Below are 21846 nucleotides of genomic sequence, written 5' to 3'. Positions count from 1 at the left end.
TGTAATTCCAAAAATTATTATGTTTTCTTAATTTTTTATTAGCTTTTTCTAAAGTTAATTCTTGATTACAAAAGTCATGAAATTCTTTTAAGTCTCAATGATGTTACTCTATTAAACCAATGTTGGTACTTCATAGTAGGAATATAAACTCTTTTAATATGCTTCTTCTTACAAAACTATATAACATATATTATCTATCAAATAAAAGTTTTTTGTAAGTAAATTCTCTAGCCCATCGCATGTTTGAATACAATGAATATAAAAAGGAAAATCTTCAAGCATATGTTTAATAAAATCAATAGTACTTTCTAGTGTTTTTTCAGAATATAAATATATAAACAATATTCTTGCAGCTACACAAACTGCCGCTAACAAATAATATAGTATTTAACATAAAAAAGAGTGTGATGAAGTATAAATTTGAACTTTATCTCTAGCTTCTTTTATATAAAAAGTATGCTTACCTCTATGTTTTTTGTTATTTTTTTGGTATAAGTAATGTTTTTTTAATATTGTTTCAATAGAATTAGTACATATTGTGATATTTTATTTATTCTAAGAATTTTTTAATTTTTAGTTTACCATATTAATAATCTTTTTCTTTTTAACTTTATTAGTAGTATTTTTTATTTTACTGCCATTATTTTCTATATAAGATGTTTATTTGAATTTCTTCTTCCAATAATAAGTTTGTATACTAATATTAAATTTCAAAGACTTTTTTATTTCTATCTTTCTGATTTGTATCACATCGCTGCATAGGTATTTCTTATAATTTAATTTGTGATAATTTAAATTATAAAAAATGACTTATTTTTTTAAACTAAAAACTATACATTATCTATGGATATTAAACAAAAATTTTCAGTATATACAAAAATGTAGAAAATATAATATAATTTTCTTGTTTTCAAATACTCTAATAATTCATAATTTTTTTTAAAATATAAAAAATTAAACTAGAAAATAATTTTTTTTTATTTATAATATTTTATCAATAAAACTATTTTACATAATGTAAACGGAGGACAAAAAATCATTATGAAAGCCCTAATTACTATATTACTTCTTATTATGTCAAATACATTCATGACATTTGCTTGGTACGGACATTTAAAATTCAGTCAAATAAAAGGATTTGAAAAACTATCACTGCCTATCATAATATTAATAAGCTGGGGAATAGCATTATTTGAATACTGTTTTCAGGTTCCTGCAAATAGAATAGGATTTTCTGGAAACGGCGGACCTTTCTCACTTATGCAGTTAAAAGTAATGCAGGAAGTTATAACTTTAACAATATTCACAATATTTACCGTTGTATTTTTTAAAACAGAAACTTTAAGATTAAATCATTTTATAGGTTTTTTGTGTTTGATATTAGCCGTATTTTTTATATTTAAAAAGTAGTTAAAAAAAATAATTTTTTACAAAATAAAAGAGGACTTTTTTAAGCCCTCTTTTTTATTATAATTAAAAAATAAAATTTTATCTTATATTATGTTTTTTTACTCTAGCTTTTGCTATATTCTCATTTTCCCACTCTATTTGAATATTATTAATTCTCTGTCTTTTAATAGCATTCATATTGTCAGAATTTAAAGTATATGAAGCAGTCATATTAGGTTTTTCTTCAGATATTAATTTTATTACAGCAACTCCGTTATCAAGTTTTATAACATCGCTTACAGTATTAGTTTGAAGAGAAAATACATGATTATAAAAAGCTTCTGTAGAAGAATCAGGTATAATAGTTCCGTCAACTGTACTAAGTCTTCCCTGATTATAAGAAAAAGGCTGAGAAGGTCTGTAATATCTTATATATCCGTTTCCATTTAATCTTTGAAGATTATTAATATTAGCAGCTGCTGCCTTTAATACTTCTGCCTGTTTAGTTTTTTCAGCTTCTAAAAGAGTGTTAATATTAGCATTTAAATACTCATTTTTTAATACATTTTGATTAACATCAGTATATTTTTCAGGTATTCTTATATCATTAACAAGAACTATGTAATAGTACCCATTTGCATATATAGGCTCAAGTAATTTTTGTCCTTTATTATCGGAAAATATTTTATTTGCAAAATCATCTGAAGGCATCTGCATTTTTGTAATATAGCCTAATTTATAATTATTAGTATTAAGTCCTTTTTCTAAAGCACTTTTTTCAAATAAAGTTATATCATCTTTTAAAGTTTTGTATAAGTTATCAGCCACTCCGCCGCTTTCAAGCATTATCCAAGATATATCAGCCTGAACAAAATTAGTTTTATTGTCTGTAAAATACTTCTCCAAATCATTAACTGCTATTTCATTTGACTGCACTATTGCAGCAGCATCTATATAAACCATCTCTATATCTCTTTTAGTGAACTCTCTTTTATATTCTTTTTGAATATCAAGAGAGTTTATTTTAATACTTGTAAAAAGCTCAGAAGAAATTGTTTGTGATAATATACTCTCTCTCAAATCTTTTTCTATTCTCAATTTTTCTGCCTGAGTAGAGTTTTTAATAAATGATTCATAAGCCATTTCATTATAGACTCCATTTGTATCTATAAACTCACTTTTCATAGCTTCCACTATAAAATTATCGCTCACATTAATATTTTTTCTAGCAACATCATTTAAAAGTATAGTAGAAACAGCACGTCTGAATGCTAAATCTTCTATATATTGATACATTTCATTATTAATCTGTATTCCTAAACTCTGATAATAAGCCTCTATCTGCTTAAAAGCTCTGCCATATGGACTTGTACTTGTGTAATATATAGGTGTTCCATTAACTGATCCTATAGTAGGAGTTTTCTGGCTTCCTCTAGTATCTACAACTAAAAAATACACTATCAAAAGTATTGAAACAGCTGATACTCCAAGCCATTGCAAAGTTTTTACTACTGGGCTTTTCTTTTTTGGTACAAATTTCTTGCTAGATGACATTATCTTTTATCCTTAATCTTTTTTATTTTAATTAAAAACTATTATAAAGTATTAATTATATAAGAAGAGTTTAAAAAATTCAAGTTTTTGCAAAATTAAATTTAAGTATATTGTAGTATATAAAATTTATAAAATCTGTGTATACTAAAAATTTTTAAATTTGTCGCTACACATTCCTACAGAGTATTATCTGCCATTATAGAATGTCAACACGACTGAACAAAGTGAGGAAGTACCCGAGACAAAGTCTGTCTGTAGTGATGGTATGCGGATGATTACTTATTATGTAAAAAAATTATTTATTCTACATTTAAAACTTATTTTATTAACAACTAATAATACTTTATAACTTATAATTACATTTATCAATAACTCAAAATTGACAAACTATATTTGTTTGGGTATATATTCTTGGCAGAAAATATATTATAAAAGAAATGACAATATATAAAAGCCATTTCTTTTATAATTTGTAATTAAAATTTAAAACTATTAATTTGTTCAACCATATCTTCTATTTTTGTTCTTACTTCTTTTGTAGAACTAGCATTTGCCTCTGCTAAATTACTATTTTCTCCTGTAATAGAATTAAGCTGTCTTACAGAAACATTAATTTGATTTATACTATCAGCTTCTATAACTGCTCTTTCAGATATAGAACTTAATTTAGTAAGCATATCCTGTGCTAAAGATTCTATATCGTTAAGTATTTTTGAAGAATTTTCAACAGCTTTATTTCCGGCCTCTACTTTAGCTAAAGCATCATTAATAGTATTAGTAATATTTTTAGCCGTTTCATCAACATTCTGAGCTAAAGAGCGTATCTCACTTGCCACTACAGCAAAACCTTTACCTTGATCACCGGCTCTTGCTGCTTCAACTGCTGCGTTTAATGCTAATATATTTGTCTGAAAAGCAATAGATTGTATAAGTTTTGTCATCTCTGATATCTTTTTACTAGATTCAGATATTTCATTCATACTATTTATAATTTCTGAAGATGATTCTACCCCTACTTTTGTAGCATCTGCCACTTTTACACTCATATCCTTAGCGTCATTAGACTGAATATTTGTTTCATCAAGAGATGATGATAGAGATTCTATCAAACTGGATAATTCCTCAAGAGAAGAAGCCTGAGTGTTAGTTCTGTCGGATAAATTTGTACTTCCGTCAGCAACAGTATCTATTTCATTATTAATAAAATTCAGAGAATCCTGCAAAGAATGTATAGAGTTACCAAGAGATTTCTGCATATCCTGTATAGAATTAACTAAAATCCCAGTTTGGTCTGATTTGTTTAATAACTTATCTTCAAATACAGCATTGAAATGCTTATCTGTCATATTTTTAATAACATCTATAGCTCTATCTAAAGTCTGAGATAATGGAGTAACATTCAGCATGACAAGTATAAACTGAATCAATAAAAATCCTATAGCAACTACAACCATTATAATAGAAAGTGTAGTTATTTTATTATTAAGATAAGATGAACTTCCATTTCCTACTAAAAGCCAAGGAGTATTTGGTATATCATATACAGCTGTCCATTTGGATTTGCCAATAGAAAAAGCATAGTTAGAACCATTAAGTCTAGGGGCATTAAGCTCTGTATATATAGTTCTTTGTTTATTAAAAAGCAAACTATTGTCCGAATATGTAATAAATTGACCATCTTCTAATGATATATAATATTTGCTGTCACTATTACTAAGTAAAAGCTCTGATATTTTCTTGAAAGATATATCTATGCCAATTACTCCTATAAAAGTTCCGTTTAATGTTACACCTTTTGATACAGTTATAACTGTTTCTTTACTTTCAGCGTCTATATACGGGGAGCTAATAAATATTTTAGAAGTATCTTTTTTAGCTTCTATATACCACTCTCTAGTAGTTTGGTCAAATCCTTCTATATTATCTCCGTATACTATTACCAATAATCCTCCGTCTTTATATGATACTGTTCCGCTGAAATGTATATTTTTAATCTCTTCTTTTATACTTTCTAATTCTTTAAAAGAATCAAGCATTTGAGTATAATCTGTTTCATATTTACAATACGATGCTAAAACTTCTATTTGTGAATAATAATAATTAAGCCAAGTAGTAACTGATGTTTCATTCTTATACATATTAGATTCTATCTCTAAGGCAAATTCTATTTCGTACATAGGTATAAAATATAACATCAATGCTACAACCATAACTATTATAAACGCAGCAAACGGAAGTAAAAATTTAAGCATTAATACATACTTCTTTTTCTTATCATTCATAAATAATTCTCCAAATATTTTAATTATAAGGTATAAATTACTATATAATATATATTTTTATCTTCAATTATAATAAATTAACATTTCTCGGAAACACTATCAAATATTATTAATTAATATAATATAATAAAATAAAAAAAATGCAATAAAAAAATTAAATAAAAAAATAGGAGAGCTAAATTAATAACTCCCCTATTATTATATTATTGATTATTTATTTTTTATTTTTTAACATCAAGCAAATCATCGCCTGCATTTACAGAAGAAGCACTTGTAATACCAACTTCTGAATAATCATCAGAATTTGTTACTATAACAGGAGTAAGTGTAGGATATCCTGCTCCTCTTATCTTTTCTATATTAAATTCCAATAATAAATCACCTTTCTTAATCTTTTGACCTTCTTCTATATGTGAAATAAAGTGAGCACCGCCCAATTTCACGGTATCCATACCAACATGTATAAGAAGTTCAACTCCTTTATCAGAAGTTAATCCTATAGCATGTTTTGTTGGGAAAGCTGTTTCTATTATACCGTCAAAAGGAGCATATACTTTGCCTTCTTTAGGTTCAATAGCTATGCCTTTACCCATAGCACCACTTGAAAATGCCTCATCTTTAACACTTTCTAATTTTACTATATTACCTTGTATAGGAGCATATACTTTATCTACCAAAGCTGCTGCCTTATTTTCAGATTTTTTATCTGCTGCAGGTTCTTCTTTCTTTTCTTCCTGTTTTACTGGTTCTGCTGCGGTATTTGCAGTATTAACAGATACTTCTTCATCGCTTATAGGATCATGCAAATAATCTTCAAGTCTTGATTTTATTACAGTAACTTTAGGTCCGTATATTACCTGTATTCCATTACCTTTTTTGATGATACCAGCAGCACCGCTTTGTTTTAATAGAGAATCATCTACTTTAGAAGCATCAAATACTGTTATACGAAGTCTTGTAGCACAGCAGTCTACATCGCTTATATTTTTCTTTCCGCCAAGTCCTGCTGTTATTAATGGAGCTTCTTCATATTTAGAGGCTGGAGATACTTCGCCTTCTTTTCCAGCATTTTTAGCAGCTTCAACATCAGATCTTCTATATAGTTTAGGCTCTTCTGTATCTGGTTCTCTTCCTGGAGTTTTCCAGTCAAATTTTTTAATTAAAGCAGAGAATAAGAAATAGTAAACAAAGAAATAAACAACACCTACTATTACTATCCATATCCAATTAGTTTTAGCATTACCTTGTATTATACCGAATAATAATAAGTCTATAAAACCGCCAGAGAATGTCATACCTACTGTAACATGAAGTATATGCATAAGCATGAAAGATATACCAGCAAGTACACAGTGAATAGCATAGAATATAGGAGCTACAAATATAAATGTAAACTCTATAGGTTCAGTAATACCAGTAAGCATAGCAGTTAGAGCAGCAGAGAAAAGCAAAGCACCTACTACCTGTCTTTTTTCTGGTCTTGAAGTTTTATACATAGCCAAAGCAGCACCAGGTAAACCGAATATCATAAATGGGAATTTACCAGTCATAAAACGAGTAGCTTCAACACTGAAAGCAGTTGTTGTAGGAGAGCCTAACTGAGCAAAGAATATATTTTGAGCACCTTCTACCAAATTGCCGTCTATCATCATAGTACCACCAAGTGAAGTCTGCCATAAAGGCGTATAGAATACATGGTGAAGTCCGAAAGGTATTAATGCTCTTTCTATTATACCGTAGAATAAAGTACCTATATAACCAGAACCAGCTATTAAGTCGCCTAATTTATTCATAACAACCTGTACTGGAGGCCATACATAATACATTAATATACCTACTACCAAAAATACTATAGAAGATATTATAGGAACAAATCTTGTACCGCCGAAAAATGACAATACTTGAGGAAGCTCTATATTATAATATTTATTATGCAAAGCAGCTACTCCAAGACCTACTATAATACCGCCGAATACACCCATTTGAAGTGATAATATACCTACAACATTAGTAGTAGAACCAGCCAAAAGTTTATCAGCTCCGCCCATAACCTGTATCATCTTACCTATAGAAGCATGCATTACAAAAAATGCTATAGCTCCAGATAAAGCAGCTACCTCTTTCTCTTTTTTTGCCATACCTATAGCTACACTCATAGCAAATATAATAGGCAGGTTCCCAAATATTATATTACCAGCCTCACTTAATACTGATAATATATCATAGGCAATAGTACCCGGACCCAAGATACCCATTAAATTATAGGTTTCAAGCATTGTAGTATTAGTTAATGAACTTCCTATACCTAAAAACAAACCTGCTACAGGAAGCACAGCTATAGGAAGCATGAATGATCTTCCAACCCTTTGCAGTACACCGAAAATTTTATCCTTCATATAAAGAACTCCAGATTATTAAAATATATTTTTTGATAAGAAGATGAGCGATATGATAAAATAAAGTATTATGTATACCAACATCACATATAAACATCAATTCTTACTATAAGTATAATAAATTTTTTTGTAATTGTATATATTTTTGTCAATAATTTTTGAAATTAATAATATATATATATTTATTTGATTACAAAATAAATTTTATTATAGAAATTTAATACTTAATATAATTTACAGATATACTATATACTAAAAATTTTTAAATTTGTCAACTGTAGGTGCTGAATTGATCTTTTCTAAAACTTAGATTTACAAACTATTACTATATTGTAAGCACAATAGAAAAAGTGAATGAGCAGCAGAGTTTATTACTTATTGTTAACTAAAATTGCATTTAAAAATGATAATAAAATTGTTTAACTATATTAAACAATATTTAAAACAAACTAGGCTCTTCTTCCATAACCTTGTTTTTATATCTGTTATAAACACTGTCTTCTGTATTGAGTTCTTCTTTAGTTTTGTATTTGATATTATATTTTTCTTCTAATGCTTCTATATTTTTGAGTATACTTATAAATAATAAAAAAAGTATAATTATATAAATTTTAAAATTAGTTATATTTCATAATTTCATCTATATCTTTAATAATATTTTTTCTTATTCTATCTCTCATACCCCTAAAAGGAACAAACCATACTATTTTATCAGTTAATTTATATAAAGCTTTTCTAGTTCTGTTAATAGAAAATATTTCCATATATTTAAAATAATTTTCTTTGAAGAATGGAGTTAAAGAAAAATATTCCCAAAACTTATAATAATATTCATTTATTGGTTTATCAAATCCATATTTTAGTGGCTTACCAGAAGAAGCAAAATAATCTGAAATTATAATTTTCTCTGTATTTTCATTACAATCAACTTTTAAATCTAAGAAAGCAATACTATCTCTAAACACATATAAAAATATATGCTCTTCTGTAAAGATTGAATTAATGTATTTATCTATACATTCATCAATTTTATTATAATAATATTCTTCTTTTTTAAATATTTCTTTTATTTTTTTTATATTAAATATTAGTACCTGACTAGAAACATAATTATACTCTGGATTTTTATAGCCTATATCTAATATGTATTTATATAAATTCGGATAAAGATTTTTTAGACTTTTATAATAAAAAAATTGAGAAACAAAAAAATAATTTGATATATCTACATCATATATAAAATCAATATCTCCTAATACTATAGAATCTGCATCTATAAATAATACATTATCCAAATCTTTTAATATAATCGGAATATCTAGTTTAATAAAAACACTGTAATGCCATACTGGATAACTATTTTTTTTGAATATTTCCTGCCATTTTTTATATTTTTCTATATTATTATAATTGGGTTTATAAAACTTTATTTCAAAATCCTTAATCTCTTTAAGCATTAATAATTTATTCTTATTTTCTTCTCTAATACCATCTTCAATAATATGAAAACAAAAATTATCATTTTCAGAAGAGTTTTTTAATATTGATACTATTAATGTAGCAATATATTCTACAAATTTATCATCTGAAATTAAACATATATTCATTACCTTATTCATTATATATATCCTTCTTTTTAGTTAAACACAAAAACCCCACACTTCTATATAAAAATAGAAGTGTGGGGTTAATAATTTTTATAAAATATTTTTTAGTCTGTCTGTCTGTCTGTCTGTCTGTCTGTCTGTACATAATAATTCCTAAAAAAAATATATACCTATTATAACAAGAATATATAAAAAATACAATAAATCCTAAAACAAACTAGGCTCTTCTTCCATAACCTTGTTTTTATATCTGTTATAAACACTGTCTTCTGTATTGAGTTCTTCTTTAGTTTTGTATTTGATATTATATTTTTCTTCTAATGCCTCTATTTTTGAGTATAGTTTTTCTTTATATTCATCTTTTAAAAGTCCGTCGCTTCCGTAAATATACAAATATTTTTTATAATGCTCTGGAAATGTACGCCTAACAAAATCAAGATATATCTTTCTGCATTCGCCTCTTAATTTTAGTACATCTGCGGCACAGTAGTCTATATTATACTCTTTTACTTTTTTAAAAATATTTTCAATTTCATTTTCTGTTATAAAAGGCATTACTGGCATAGTATGAACCGCCGTTATAGCTTTTGTATTTTTAAACTCTTTTAATATATTTAATCTTCTCTCCGGGCTTATTACATTAGGCTCTATTAATGATGACAATTTCTCATCTAATGCTGTTATAGTTGTCGCTATTCTTACAGGTACTATACTTGAAAGCTCATCTATCAAATCAAAATCTCTTAATATCAAATCGCTTTTTGTGGATATACACATCGGGGTTTTATATCTTATTAAAAGTTTTAAAACATCTCTCATAAGTTTATAATCTTTTTCTGCATCCTGATAATTGTCTGTTACACTTCCTAGATTAATAATATCTCTATTCCAATTTCTCGATGATAATTCTTTTTCTAAAACTTCTGCAATATTCTTTTTTACAAATATTTCGCCGAAAAAATCTTTTGAATTAATATATTTATGAGAATACACAGCAAAACAGTAATAACATTTATGAAGACAGCCTCTGTAAATATTTAAATCATAGCAAAATCCATATTCATTGTCTATTTTATTTAAAGCCGATTTGCAGTTAATCTCTCTGTATTTAATCATATAATTTATCTCTTTAAAATATATTAAAATATTATATTTATATATAATACTGTATATTAATATTTTGTCAATATGTATTGCTTTATTTATTAAAATGATGTATATTAAAAAAACTTCTTGGATTATCTTATGTTCAATTATAAAGCAAGCAAGCAAGCAAGCAAGCAAGCAAGCAAGCAAGCAATTCAATTATAAGCAATATTTTATTTTTGTATTTGATTATGGAGTGTAATTAAATGCAAGAAACAATGAATATATGCTTTACTGCTAATGATAAATATGCTCCTTTTATGTCAGCTACAATAGTATCAATATTAAAAAATTCAAAAGATGATGAATCTTTTAGTTTTCATGTCATAACTAATGATATATCAGATGAGAATAAAATGATGATAGAGAGACTAAAAGAGATAAAAACATTTAAAATAAAATACTATACTCCTAATATAGATAAATATAATAAATGGTTCGAAAAAATTAACTATCAAAGACATTATGCCCCTTCGATTTTTTTTCGTTTAGATATACCTAATTTAATTATAAATATTGATAAAGTATTATATTTAGACTGCGATATCATAGTTAATTCAAGCTTATCAGAATTATTTAATATAGATATATCAGAATATTTTGCTCTTGCTGTGGAAGATACAGGAGATTTAAATTTCTTAAAAAAGTATAAGACAAAAATAGGAATTGAAGACAAACATAAATATTTTAATTCTGGTGTTTTATTATTAAATAATAAACTCTACATGGAAAAAAATCTAAACTTAGAATCTGAAAATTATTTTAATAAATACTATAATGTGATAGAATGTGTCGATCAGGATATATTAAATTATTTATTTAGAGATAAAATAAAATTTATTGATAATAAATGGAATGACTTTTCTTCTAAGAATATAGATAAGTCGGCAATAATGCATTATGTAGGAAAAATAAAATCTTGGAATAAAAACTGACCTTCAAATGAAGCTGTAGAATTATTCTGGAATTATTTTTATTATACACCATACTATCATCAAAATCCTATGAAATATATTCAAATTATTATGGATCAAAAAATAAAAGGACTTGGAATACATAGTAATGATTATTTGAATAACAAAATAGATAAACTTATAAATAAAATTTCTTGGTTTATACCTTTCAAAAATATGAGAGAAAATTTTAGAAATTCATTTTTAGAATAATCTTAATAATATTGAAAATGATTAATAAACTTAATTTAATGCTCAATTCTTAATTATATAATCAAAAAACTTAAAATTTTTTTACTGTATAATATAAATGACAATTTTTGACATTTATATGATTTATAATATTATTAATAATTAAAGAAAGGAGTATACTTCCATGATAGAGTTAAAAGGAAAATACAATAAAGACTGCAAAATATTTACTGACAATATTGATGAAGAATCTTATTCTTTGATTTATAATATTTTAAATGAAAAAGCAAGCGAAAATGTGAAAGTTAGAATAATGCCGGACACTCATATTGGAAAGGGTATAGTAATAGGTTTTACAATGCCTTTAACTGACAGAGTAAATCCTTTTCATATAGGAGTTGATATAGGCTGCGGAATGCTTACTTCAAAATTAAATGATAATATAAAAAATATTGAGCTTGAAAAAATTGACAAAACTATAAAACAAAATATTCCTATGGGTGTTAAAACTCATAAAAAAAGTAATTATTCATTTTTTAATTTCAAAGAATTAAATGAACTTATGAGAAACTTTATAATTGCTTATAACAAAAGATATAATACAAACTTTACCCCATTTGAAATAGATAATAATTATATAGAAAAATTATGCCAAAGAATAGAAATGGATTTAGAAAAGTTTCACAACTCTATCGGAACATTAGGAGGAGGAAATCATTTTATAGAGATAGGAAGCGCCATAAATAATGATTACTTTCTTACTATACATTCAGGCTCAAGAAATTTCGGAACTATGGTATGCGAATATCATGTAAGAAAGAATAAAAAAAGAATAGAAGAAGCAAAAGATTTTTTAAACAGTGTAAATGATTCCGGCGATAAAACAACAAAAGAATATAATGAGTATACTGAAATAGTAAGAAGCGGAGATTATATATACGGAAAATCTATGTTTGAATACTGCATCGATATGGTAATAGCTCAGTATTATGCCAAAATCAACCGAGAGGCTATGCTTAACATTATAAAAGATTCTCTTAATATAAAATTAGAAGATACTTTTTCATCTATACATAATTTTATAGATTTTGAAGATTTTATAATAAGGAAAGGTGCTATAAGAAGTTATAAGGGAGAAAAAATGATAATTCCTTTTAACATGCGTGACGGTATATTAATATGCGAAGGAAAAAGCAATGAAGATTGGAATTATTCTGCACCTCATGGAGCAGGAAGAGTGCTTTCAAGAATGCAGGCAAGAAAACAAATAGATATGAAAGATTTTATAGAATCTATGAAAGGTATTTATTCAAGCAGTATATCAAAAAATACTTTAGATGAAGCACCTCAGGCATATAAAGATTCAATGGAAATAGAAAAATTAATAATGCCTACAGCAGATATAATAGACAGATTAAAGCCTGTATTAAATATAAAAGCTGCTTCATAAAAATATTAATATATAATTTTTTATTACAATTTAGTTAAATATAAGCTTGAGCAGGGATTAAAATTTATAAGTATGTTATAAAGATAATTAAAGTTGAATTTTTTAATAAAGTGCTATGGAATAAATTGCATGGTATGTGAATCAAGTTTTAAAACTTATTTTAACTCCCCGCCCTTTAGGCTTATAATTTTAATCTGCTATTTTGTCTCATTTTTATTTTTAAGTTTACACTGTTATTTATACGGCCCACCCTAGATTTATTTAAATTTATTGCTTACACAACGCACGAAGAATTTTATTTATAAAATATACAAAATAAAAAATATAATGAATTGATAGATAAAAGCTCATTCACCGTGCGTTATTTATAATTTTTTATTAATTATTAAGATAAAAAATATTATATAAAAATAATTTAATTCAGAAGTTCTCTTAATTTTTTTATGTCCTCAGTATTTTCGTACGGATCTTCTTCATCGACATAATCCAAAAGATCAGTAGTTAAACCCAATGTATTAACTAAATATTCGAATACTTCTATATTCCCATACAAATAAGCTATATCAAGTCCATTCTCATTAAGGCTAGATATAGAATCAACTAAATCAGAGTCAAAATCTACAATCATCTTTATTATATCAACATTTCCGAAACCGCAAGCAAGTAAAAATACATTCCGTCCATGTTCATCTTGAATAATATTAGGATCAGCACCATTATCAAGCAAATATTTCATTATACCTAAATCCCTATAAAATACCGCAAACATTAAAGGAGTAGCTCCATCAAGATAATAATCATAATTAAGAACCTCACTATATTTTCTGCCGCCTCTGTAAGTCTGACCTATATCATTGCCTTCTGCTATTAATTCCCGAACTCTTTTTAAACTATGATTTTCTATAGCTTCAAATATATCATAATCTTCACTGTATTCTCCTTCCTCTCTGTTTACGTAAGAGAAAGCAGAGTTCATATTAAGAAATTTACCATGAATCTTTACAACATTTGTATATACCGCATGATATATATTTTCTGGAGAACTCACATATGAAGTATTTCCTCCTATACCTACACTTGCTTCTTCTTTCTTTTTACATGAAATAATAAAAATAATTAATAGCAAAAAAATTAATAATATATTTTTCATAAATACCGCCATATAGTACATTGATAATTTACAAAATATAATACAATAAAAACAAATTATTTTCTACTGTTGCTAATAAAAATTGTTCGCTAATTGAGTCTGTCAAGTAAACTTGCCAGACGCTCACAATTTATTATATTGTTATTAATAAAAATTGCCTAATTAAAAAATTAAAAAATCTCGCTTTAAGGCGTCTAGCAATAAAAATTGCTAGACGCCCGATTTTTTAATCTATTCTATTATTTATTATTAATAAAAAATTGTGAAATAAGTTTTTATTAATCAACGAACATAGAAAAATACAAAAATATAAATAATATAATAAAATACAAACATATATGGCATAGCTGGCATTATAGTGTATTTTTAAAATTAGATATACCATTTTTAGATAAAATTTTATTATTTAATGCTGATTCTATAGTTTTAGATAATATAAAAGCATCTTAAAAACAAATATATAAAAAATGATTAAATTACTATTGAAAATAATTATATATTGTTATATACTATAAAAACTAAGATTTAATTGTAGGAATTATAAAAAATGAAATCAATCATCGTTATGAATCAGATGCTTTGCCTCATGCAAATGCGTATGTTTAATAATGATGGCTGTATAATATAATATATTTTTTATTTTGTAATTTCAGCCGTCAAATTAATTTTTGGCGGCTTTTTTATTTTTAAATTTTTTGTACAAAAATATAAAAGGAGAATATATGTCAAGAGAATTAAAGTTTGAAACAATAGCAGCACATGCAGGTCAGGATTTTGATGATAAGTTTGGAAGCAGAGGAGTACCGATATATAGAACGACTTCGTATTTATTTAGAGATTCTAAACATGCAGCAGATTTATTTGATTTAAAAGAACTTGGATATATATATTCAAGAATGGGAGACCCAACAACTGATGTACTAGAAAAAAGAATTACTGCTATGGAAGGAGGACTTGCTTCTATTGCTGTATCATCTGGTACTAATGCTATATTTTATACTATAATTACAATATGCGAGGCTGGAGATGAAATAGTTTCTGCATTTAATGTTTACGGCGGAACATATTCTCAGTTTGGGGCAATACTTCCAAAGTTCGGTATTAATACAAAATTTGTTGATGCTAAAAATCCAGAAAACTTTGCTAAGGCAATTACTGATAAAACAAAATTAATATTTATAGAAACAATATCAAATCCTTCGCTTGATTTTACAGATATTGAAAAAGCAGCTGAAATAGCACATAATGCCGGAATACCTCTTGTAATAGACGCAACTTTTACAACACCTTATCTTTTGCAGACTATTAAACATGGTGCAGATATTGTAATAAACTCTCTTACAAAATGGATAGGCGGACATGGAAGTGCTATAGGAGGTATTATTACTGACAGCGGTAATTTTAATTGGCAAAGTGATAAGTTTCCTTTATTTTCAAAACCAGACTCAAATTATCATGGACTTCGCTGGGCTTATGATTTGCCTGATGAACTTAAAAATGCTGCTTTTGCTTTAAGAGTAAGAACAGTACCGCTTAGAAATTTGGGGGCTTGTCTTTCACCTGATAATTCTTGGTCTTTTATACAAGGAATAGAATCTTTGCCTTTAAGAATGGAAAGACATTCTTATAATGCTTTAAAAGTTGCTGAGTTTTTAGAAAAAGATAATAGAGTTGAATGGGTAAGATATCCGGGACTAAAAAATGATCCTTCATATCCTTTGGCAAGTAAATATTTAAAAGATAAATTCGGCGGAATGGTTGTATTTGGAATTAAAGGCGGATATGAGGCTGCTGTTAAGTTTATAGACAATATAAAACTATTCTCTCATTTAGTTAATGTAGGAGACGTAAAAAGTTTGGTTGCTCACCCTGCTTCTACTACGCACTCTCAATTATCAGAAGAAGAATTAATAAAAGGTGGAATAAGCAAAAACTTTATAAGACTTTCTATAGGAATAGAACATATTGATGATATACTTTATTATTTGGACGAAGCTTTAGCTATAGCAAGCAAATAATTATATAAGCATAAAAAACAAGGGTGATAATAATATAATTCACTCTTGTTTTTAATAATATTTATTAGGGGTTTATTTATGAAGAATATAAAAAATATAATAAAAGATAAAAAAAATAAAAAAAGTAAAATTAAAGAACAAATCAATAAAATAGAAGAAATTATAGAAGAGATTATAACAGATGAAAAAAGCAGCCTTAAATTCTTTCATTATGATAAGGCATTTAAATTTGAAAACGGGGCTTCTATACAAGAATTAACTATAGCATACACTGCCTCAGGACATTTAAATATCAATAGAGATAATGCCATTTTAATATGCCATGCTTTTACAGGAGATGCAGATGTACTTTCTTGGTGGAGTAATTTTGTAGGCAAAGGCAAAGCAATAGATACTAATAAATATTTTGTCATATGCTCAAATGTTTTAGGAGGCTGCAGCGGCACCACTGGACCTTCCTCAAAAAAACCAAATAGTAATCTATGCTACGGAACAGATTTTCCTACATTTACGATTAAAGATATAGTAAAGGTACAAAAAATATTAATAGATGCATTAGGAATAAAAAAACTTTACTGTGTAATAGGAGGCTCTATGGGAGGAATGCAGGCTTTACAATGGACAGCTTCTTATCCTCAAATGATGGAAAAAGCAATTATAATAGCAAGCACTATGACTCATTCTCCTATGCAGATAGCTTTTAATGAAATAGCAAGAGAGGCTATAACAGAAGACAATGAATGGTATGGAGGAAAATATTATGGAATGTCTTCTCCAGATAAAGGTCTTGCTTTGGCTAGAATGCTCGGACATATTACATATATGAGCGAAGAATATATGAGAAAAAAATTCGGAAGAAGAAGAAAAAAGGCTTTAAAATACTTTACTCCTTCTTTTGAAGTAGAAAATTATCTTCATTATAATGGAGAAAAATTTACATCGAGATTTGATGCAAACAGCTTCTTATATCTTACTAAAGCTATGGATTTTTTTGATGCTAAAGATGATATAAAAAAAATTAAAAACAAGAAAAATGTATCTCTTAATAAAGTACTTGTTATATCATTTATATCCGATTGGCTTTATCCTAGCACACAGTCGGCTGAAATAGTTTCGGCATATCAGCATGCTAATATAAGCACAGAGTTTTATGAAATAGAATCCAATTACGGACATGATGCTTTTTTAATAAAAAATCCAGAACAAACTAAATGTATAAAGAAATTTTTAAATATTTAAAGCCTATATATTTTTTATAAAGCACTTGTTTTTTTGATAATATTGTTTAGTATATAAAAAACATATATATAATTTTTAAGGTATTTAGAGATATGAAATTTATATTTTCAAGGTTTTTAATAGGAAGTATTGTAATAATAATAGGTGCTTATATACTGCTTCAGTATGTTTTTCATATTTATATTCCTGCATTAGCATATACGCCTGTATTTACTATAATTGTTTCTTTTTTAATAATTGCTTGGGGAATAGCTTTAATTTTTGGAAGAGGATTTTATGCTTCTAAACTTCTTTTGGGGTTATTTGTCATAGGAGGCGGTATATATATATTAATAAGATACTGCTTTAATATTAACATGCCTTTTATACTATATACTCCTATATTTAGAGTGATTATAGGAATGATTATAATTTTTTTAGGAGTATATATATTAGTAGGAATGCATTATGTAAGCGACAGTGTGCCTAAAAATAAAAGAACTAAATATAATGTATATTTTAAAACTAAAACTATAGACTTATCCGATTTAGAAATAGACAGAAACAGAATTATAGATATAAACACAGTATTTTCTGACACTGTTGTTTTTATAAGCGATAAAGTGCAGGTTCATATAAAGGCTTCAAGTGCCTTTGGAAGTGTATCTCTTCCCACAGGAGACAGCATAAGTTTTGGGGAGACAAACTTTGTTATGGGAACAGAGGATAATATACTTTATTTAAATGTGAATGCTGCTTTTGCTCAGATTAGAGTTTTATATAAATAATTTTTTATTTGGACAAAATATGTATATTATATCTGGAAATAAAAAGGGAAGAAAAGTACTAACTCCGAAGAGAGATTTCAGACCTACTCAGTCAAAGGTAAGAGAGGCTTTTTTTAATATAGTCAATGCTGAAGGTAAAAATTTGCTTGATTTATGTTCTGGAAGCGGAGCTATTGCTTTTGAGGCTTTAAGCAGAAATGCTAAACATGCTACACTTGTAGAAATAGACAGAGAGGCTGTAAAAACTATATTTATAAATGCAAAAGCTATATTTGACAATGATAATTCTCTTTATAAAGTAAAAAGAATATCAGCTTTAGATTATGTAAAAAGAACTAATGATAAATTTGATATAATATACTTTGACCCGCCTTATCATTCAAATATATACTTTGACTGCTTGAATGCTGTAATAGAGAGAAAACTATTAAATGATGATGGAGTTTTAGCAGCAGAGTTTGGTGATGACTATTATAAAGCTTTTTTAGAAAAAGAAAATTTTAAAAACCTTATAAAAGATATAATGCATTATGATGTAAAAAGCTATGGTGAAAGTATTTTAGTAATACTTAAATATATAAAAAATTAATTAAAAACTTTCATTAGTTACAATATAAAGCTCGCCTTCTGGAGTTACTATATATGCCTCTTTATATTTAAAAGCTTCATTTGTAAAGAAGTTAGTACCCATTAAGAATGCCGTAGTAGATAATGCATCAGCTTCTTCAGCATTAGTATGTACTATTGTAGCAGATATACTATTGTAGGTAGGATATCCTATTTCAGCATCTATTATATGATGATAATTAGTACCGTCCTGAGTAAAATATCTTTCATAATCTCCGCTTGTAACTATAGTACAATTTGTAGCTTCAAGCAAGCCTAAATAACCATCAGCATCATTTCTAGGATTTCTTATTGCTATAACCCAAGGGTTGCCTTTGCTGTTTACTCCATTTGCATATGTATCTCCGCCATAATCTATCAGATAATTTTTTATATTATTTTCAGCAAATACTTCTTTTAATTTTTCTATTATATAACCTTTTCCATATGAACCGAAATCAAACGTTAATGGCTTTGATAATTTTAATATCTTTTTACCGTCATCATTTGTTATTATACTCAAAGCTGAATAATCTATATATGATAAAGCTTTATATACATCTTCTTTTAATGGAACTGTCTGATTTTCTTTAACTCCAAATCCCCAAAGTTCTATTAAAGGTCTTATACTTATATCAAATGAAGGGCTTAATTTAGAATATCTTAAACCTGTTTCAAATATATGAGAAAGCTCATCAGATACTGCTATATTAGTTTTACCGCTTAAACTTTCTTTATTTATTTTAGCTATTTCTGAATTCTCATTATAAGGATTTAATATATTATCTATTCTGTTAATCTCATTTGTGATATCCTGTGTTAATTTATTCATAGTTTTATCTGAAGTTTGTGCTGTTATATTGAGTATTGTATCGCTTATTATTATAGTTGTTCTTACATATTTATCTCTGCTTCTGTAAAAAGAAATTGCTATTATTAATGCTAATGCTATTATAGGTATGGCAAAATAAATCTTTTTTTTCATAAATAAATCCGTACGTTTTTTATTACTTAATAAAACATTTATTAAAAATGATTGTAAAAATGATATTTTTAACCTAATTATTTATTATATATTATAAAAAAATATGTTAAAGTAAAGAATATTTACTAGTATATATAAAAGTTTAATATATGTTTTTATACAATGTTTAATATGTAGTATATATAGATAAAAAAACAATTATTCTGTAAAAAAATTGTAAAAATAAAGTAAATTCTATTGACATTAATCTCTTTTCTGCTATACTTATAATTGTAAAGATAATTTACAGGGTATTAATAGAAATTAAGGAGACTAAATATGACTAAAAAATTATTTGCTTTATTAATAACATTAACAATAGTTTCAACTTCAAGCCTATTTGCCGATTGGGTAGTACCTGCTTCAGCACTTCCTCAAAGAGCAAGAACATTTATACAAAGAGTTTATCCTCAGGCACAAATATGGAAAGTAGAGAGAGATGACGGAAAATTTGAAGTTAAATTATCAAACGGAGCTTCTATAGACTTTTCAGCTAACGGAACTTGGCTTAATATAGACGGAGAATATAACGGAGTACCTATGAGCGTATTGCCTCAGGCAGTTGCTAATACAGTAAGAAGAACTTATCCTCAGGCTAGAATGATAGATGTAGAAAAAGAATGGGGTAATTATAAAATAAAACTTAATAATATGATGGAATTATTCGTATCAGCTAATGGACAGTTAATGGGACAAAAATGGGACGATTAAAGCAAGGTTTATGAAATAATAGCGGTTTATGAAAAATACTAAAAAAGAGATGTTTTTTAAGCATCTCTTTTTGTTTTTAACTTATTAAAAATTAGTACAAGTAATTCTACTAATTTTTTATTGCTTCATAATTTTATTAATCTTTGTAACATTAGTATATATCTAAACAACTATAATTTATCAAAATAAAGTTATATTTTCTTTTTAATATATACAAGTACATGCCGGCTATTTTTAAGTACGGATAGTACAAAAAAATAAACATAATTAAAAAATATAATTATACACTATTTTCTATATTGTTAATAGTTATATTCCAGACATATTTCAAATACATGCTCTAAAACTTCATTATATTTAAATGGAGTATAATAATTAAAAGTAAAATTAAAATTATTATAATTAATAAGAAGTTTAGTATTTAAATCCATTTTATAATTAGGCGAATGAGAAAAATAAGTTATTATATTAAACAAGTTGTTAAGAAAAGATAAATAAAGCCCTATAGAATAAAATGAATGGCTATCCTCATAAAAATATTCTATATAAGGACTTAATATAAAATCATAATTATAAATAAAAGTATAATTAATACCTAATAAACTTTTTATATCATTAAGACTTTTTCCTAGATTATTGCCGCTTAAAATATTATAAGTAACATTTCCATAAAGTTTAAGCCCTATATCAAATATATATGAAGCCTCAAAACCAAGCATTAAACTATTTTTAAGTTTTAAGTCATAAGTATATTTTGCAATAGCCATTAAACCTAGATGAGAAGAAGAATATTTTAAATAATACCAAGCTCTGTAATACTTTGGCTCTTCCAATAAATCTATTGATTTTGTATCTGTAATAAATCCTATAGAATGCGTTATATTATTTTGATAAAAATTAAGCTCACTATTATATAAAGCATCAAAATCATTATATAATACACTGTCGCCTACAAACATATACTGCCTATTAAAACCTTCCCCGAAATGGAATTTTCTTTTACCTATATAAAATCCTAAAATATCATTTATATATGTAAACTGAAGTTCATCAAAAGTAAAAGAAGCATATGCTTTATTGTCTGTCTGTTTTATAAAACTTCCGTTATTATAAATAATATCTCTGTTATCTTTAGTGTATATTCTTAATGCGGGCTTAAATGAAAAATAAAAATTATTATTAAGATATTCAAACCCCAAATAAAAATAAGTATCATTACTTAAAACAGAATTTGGTATAAATGCATCCTCTTTCATATCTATATAACTAAAACTATTTTTTATTCCAAACTTAGGAGTTATATCAGCAAATGCTATAGACGATACAATAAAAAAAATAAAGTATATTTTTATATTTTTCATT

General features: G+C 26.4%; 18 protein-coding genes. 9 read left to right on the top strand and 9 right to left on the bottom strand.

Going from position 1 to position 21846, the window contains the following annotated elements:
* Positions 1-1041: 1041 nt before the first annotated feature.
* Positions 1042-1410 (top strand): DMT family protein, encoded by a 369-nt coding sequence (locus tag BMUR_RS10580; protein ID WP_013114554.1) that lies wholly within the window; start codon positions 1042-1044, stop codon positions 1408-1410.
* A gap of 78 nt (positions 1411-1488) precedes the next feature.
* Here the strand turns inward: BMUR_RS10580 and BMUR_RS10575 are convergent, their stop codons facing one another.
* From BMUR_RS10575 to BMUR_RS10550, 6 genes are all read right to left on the bottom strand, one after another.
* Positions 1489-2943 (bottom strand): peptidylprolyl isomerase, encoded by a 1455-nt coding sequence (locus tag BMUR_RS10575; protein ID WP_013114553.1) that lies wholly within the window; start codon positions 2941-2943, stop codon positions 1489-1491.
* Positions 2944-3419: 476 nt separating this feature from the next.
* Positions 3420-5225, bottom strand: a complete 1806-nt coding sequence (locus BMUR_RS10570; RefSeq protein ID WP_013114552.1) for a methyl-accepting chemotaxis protein — start codon at positions 5223-5225, stop codon at positions 3420-3422.
* 221 nt (positions 5226-5446) lie between these two features.
* Positions 5447-7621, bottom strand: coding sequence for a PTS transporter subunit IIABC (locus BMUR_RS10565; protein WP_013114551.1), 2175 nt, complete (start codon positions 7619-7621; stop codon positions 5447-5449).
* Positions 7622-8238: 617 nt separating this feature from the next.
* Entirely contained in the window at positions 8239-9240 is a 1002-nt protein-coding gene (locus BMUR_RS15040) for a glycosyltransferase (protein WP_013114550.1), read from the bottom strand.
* Positions 9233-9373: a hypothetical protein gene (locus BMUR_RS14785; protein WP_013114549.1), complete on the bottom strand. Its 141-nt coding sequence runs from the start codon at positions 9371-9373 to the stop codon at positions 9233-9235. The genes BMUR_RS15040 and BMUR_RS14785 overlap by 8 nt, the downstream gene beginning before the upstream one ends.
* 62 nt (positions 9374-9435) lie before the next feature.
* Entirely contained in the window at positions 9436-10344 is a 909-nt protein-coding gene (locus tag BMUR_RS10550; protein ID WP_013114548.1) for an SPL family radical SAM protein, read from the bottom strand.
* A gap of 236 nt (positions 10345-10580) precedes the next feature.
* Between BMUR_RS10550 and BMUR_RS10545 the strand changes: the two genes are divergently transcribed.
* The 3 genes from BMUR_RS10545 to BMUR_RS10540 all read left to right on the top strand — a co-directional run bounded on the left by BMUR_RS10545 (position 10581) and on the right by BMUR_RS10540 (position 12969).
* A complete protein-coding gene (locus BMUR_RS10545; protein WP_013114547.1) occupies positions 10581-11309 on the top strand; it encodes a glycosyltransferase family 8 protein in 729 nt (242 codons plus the stop codon).
* Between the two features lie 69 nt (positions 11310-11378).
* Positions 11379-11540 carry a hypothetical protein gene (locus BMUR_RS14780; protein WP_013114546.1) on the top strand — a complete coding sequence of 54 codons (162 nt, stop codon included), beginning with the start codon at positions 11379-11381 and terminating at the stop codon, positions 11538-11540.
* A 163-nt stretch (positions 11541-11703) separates the two neighbouring features.
* Complete coding sequence (locus tag BMUR_RS10540; protein WP_013114545.1) at positions 11704-12969, top strand: RtcB family protein; 1266 nt, start codon at positions 11704-11706, stop codon at positions 12967-12969.
* A 415-nt stretch (positions 12970-13384) separates the two neighbouring features.
* On the opposite strand, the gene BMUR_RS10535 is transcribed toward BMUR_RS10540, so the two are convergent.
* Positions 13385-14119, bottom strand: coding sequence for an ankyrin repeat domain-containing protein (locus tag BMUR_RS10535; RefSeq protein ID WP_013114544.1), 735 nt, complete (start codon positions 14117-14119; stop codon positions 13385-13387).
* A gap of 722 nt (positions 14120-14841) precedes the next feature.
* Here BMUR_RS10535 and BMUR_RS10530 point away from each other — a divergent pair.
* The 4 genes from BMUR_RS10530 to rsmD all read left to right on the top strand — a co-directional run bounded on the left by BMUR_RS10530 (position 14842) and on the right by rsmD (position 18732).
* A complete protein-coding gene (locus BMUR_RS10530) occupies positions 14842-16137 on the top strand; it encodes an O-acetylhomoserine aminocarboxypropyltransferase/cysteine synthase family protein (protein WP_013114543.1) in 1296 nt (431 codons plus the stop codon).
* A gap of 78 nt (positions 16138-16215) precedes the next feature.
* Complete coding sequence (metX, locus tag BMUR_RS10525) at positions 16216-17376, top strand: homoserine O-acetyltransferase MetX (RefSeq protein ID WP_013114542.1); 1161 nt, start codon at positions 16216-16218, stop codon at positions 17374-17376.
* 92 nt (positions 17377-17468) lie between these two features.
* Positions 17469-18143, top strand: coding sequence for a hypothetical protein (locus BMUR_RS10520; RefSeq protein WP_013114541.1), 675 nt, complete (start codon positions 17469-17471; stop codon positions 18141-18143).
* A 19-nt stretch (positions 18144-18162) separates the two neighbouring features.
* The gene (gene rsmD, locus BMUR_RS10515) at positions 18163-18732 is read left to right on the top strand and encodes a 16S rRNA (guanine(966)-N(2))-methyltransferase RsmD (RefSeq protein ID WP_013114540.1); all 570 of its coding nucleotides are present in this window, start codon (positions 18163-18165) and stop codon (positions 18730-18732) included.
* On the opposite strand, the gene BMUR_RS10510 is transcribed toward rsmD, so the two are convergent.
* Positions 18733-19734 (bottom strand): FAD:protein FMN transferase, encoded by a 1002-nt coding sequence (locus tag BMUR_RS10510; RefSeq protein WP_013114539.1) that lies wholly within the window; start codon positions 19732-19734, stop codon positions 18733-18735.
* Between the two features lie 318 nt (positions 19735-20052).
* Between BMUR_RS10510 and BMUR_RS10505 the strand changes: the two genes are divergently transcribed.
* On the top strand, positions 20053-20484 hold the full coding sequence (locus tag BMUR_RS10505; RefSeq protein WP_013114538.1) for a PepSY-like domain-containing protein: 432 nt from the start codon (positions 20053-20055) through the stop codon (positions 20482-20484).
* A gap of 302 nt (positions 20485-20786) precedes the next feature.
* Here the strand turns inward: BMUR_RS10505 and BMUR_RS10500 are convergent, their stop codons facing one another.
* Positions 20787-21845: a hypothetical protein gene (locus BMUR_RS10500; protein WP_013114537.1), complete on the bottom strand. Its 1059-nt coding sequence runs from the start codon at positions 21843-21845 to the stop codon at positions 20787-20789.
* Between the last annotated feature and the right edge of the window lies 1 nt (position 21846).

The organism is Brachyspira murdochii DSM 12563 (genome assembly GCF_000092845.1).
Lineage (GTDB): Bacteria > Spirochaetota > Brachyspiria > Brachyspirales > Brachyspiraceae > Brachyspira > Brachyspira murdochii.
Note: the sequence above shows the minus strand (reverse complement) of the source record. Positions and strands in the feature narration are given on the sequence as shown.

Coding starts and splice junctions, on each gene's coding strand:
- BMUR_RS10580 (WP_013114554.1), top strand. CDS start 1,042: ATGAAAGCCCTAATTACTATATTACTTCTTATTATGTCAAATACATTC.
- BMUR_RS10575 (WP_013114553.1), bottom strand. CDS start 2,943: ATGTCATCTAGCAAGAAATTTGTACCAAAAAAGAAAAGCCCAGTAGTA.
- BMUR_RS10570 (WP_013114552.1), bottom strand. CDS start 5,225: ATGAATGATAAGAAAAAGAAGTATGTATTAATGCTTAAATTTTTACTT.
- BMUR_RS10565 (WP_013114551.1), bottom strand. CDS start 7,621: ATGAAGGATAAAATTTTCGGTGTACTGCAAAGGGTTGGAAGATCATTC.
- BMUR_RS15040 (WP_013114550.1), bottom strand. CDS start 9,240: ATGAATAAGGTAATGAATATATGTTTAATTTCAGATGATAAATTTGTA.
- BMUR_RS14785 (WP_013114549.1), bottom strand. CDS start 9,373: ATGTACAGACAGACAGACAGACAGACAGACAGACAGACTAAAAAATAT.
- BMUR_RS10550 (WP_013114548.1), bottom strand. CDS start 10,344: ATGATTAAATACAGAGAGATTAACTGCAAATCGGCTTTAAATAAAATA.
- BMUR_RS10545 (WP_013114547.1), top strand. CDS start 10,581: ATGCAAGAAACAATGAATATATGCTTTACTGCTAATGATAAATATGCT.
- BMUR_RS14780 (WP_013114546.1), top strand. CDS start 11,379: ATGAAATATATTCAAATTATTATGGATCAAAAAATAAAAGGACTTGGA.
- BMUR_RS10540 (WP_013114545.1), top strand. CDS start 11,704: ATGATAGAGTTAAAAGGAAAATACAATAAAGACTGCAAAATATTTACT.
- BMUR_RS10535 (WP_013114544.1), bottom strand. CDS start 14,119: ATGAAAAATATATTATTAATTTTTTTGCTATTAATTATTTTTATTATT.
- BMUR_RS10530 (WP_013114543.1), top strand. CDS start 14,842: ATGTCAAGAGAATTAAAGTTTGAAACAATAGCAGCACATGCAGGTCAG.
- metX (WP_013114542.1), top strand. CDS start 16,216: ATGAAGAATATAAAAAATATAATAAAAGATAAAAAAAATAAAAAAAGT.
- BMUR_RS10520 (WP_013114541.1), top strand. CDS start 17,469: ATGAAATTTATATTTTCAAGGTTTTTAATAGGAAGTATTGTAATAATA.
- rsmD (WP_013114540.1), top strand. CDS start 18,163: ATGTATATTATATCTGGAAATAAAAAGGGAAGAAAAGTACTAACTCCG.
- BMUR_RS10510 (WP_013114539.1), bottom strand. CDS start 19,734: ATGAAAAAAAAGATTTATTTTGCCATACCTATAATAGCATTAGCATTA.
- BMUR_RS10505 (WP_013114538.1), top strand. CDS start 20,053: ATGACTAAAAAATTATTTGCTTTATTAATAACATTAACAATAGTTTCA.
- BMUR_RS10500 (WP_013114537.1), bottom strand. CDS start 21,845: ATGAAAAATATAAAAATATACTTTATTTTTTTTATTGTATCGTCTATA.